The sequence below is a fragment of the Roseateles sp. P5_B10 genome (assembly GCF_056400485.1).
On record NZ_JBFULE010001777.1, the window covers coordinates 1 to 516 of the forward strand.

1 protein-coding gene is annotated in these 516 nt (G+C 62.6%); it reads right to left on the reverse strand.

All coding sequences use genetic code 11. From position 1 onward, the window contains the following. Positions 1-516 (reverse strand): amidohydrolase family protein (locus AC1DU6_RS35850; RefSeq protein ID WP_477863416.1); only part of this gene is annotated, 516 nt, incomplete at both ends.

Genomic DNA, 516 nt, shown 5'->3' on the forward strand with positions numbered 1-516 from the left:
GGATAGGGTTCTCCGCCGTGCCGGCTTTCTCGATCCCTGACAGCACCTGCTCGATGGCGGCATCGCCGATGGCGTGGATCGCAAGCTGATAGCCGAGGTCATGATAATGCGCGAGATAGTCGTGCATCTCCTTGTCGGTGTAGCAGAAGATGCCGCGGTTATCGGGGTCGCCGACCAGATAGGGCTCCGACATCGCAGCGGTGAGGCCGCCCGCGCTGCCGTCACCGAACACTTTCATCGCGCCATAGCGCAGCATGCCGACCTCGCGGCCGAAACGATAACCGGCAGCATGTGCCTGATCGCCGATGCCGTCGGTGTTGCCGTAGATACAAACCCAGGTGCGGATCGGCAGCGTGTTCGATTTCGCAAGATGCTCGTAGGCATCGATCTCATCCATGCCCGCGGACATGCCGACCGCGGCATCCATCACGCTGGTGAAGCCTTGCTCAAGCATGAATCGGCCGGCGCGGTCGATCGCATCGCGCAGGCGTTCGACGCTCGGCTTCGGCGCAGCAT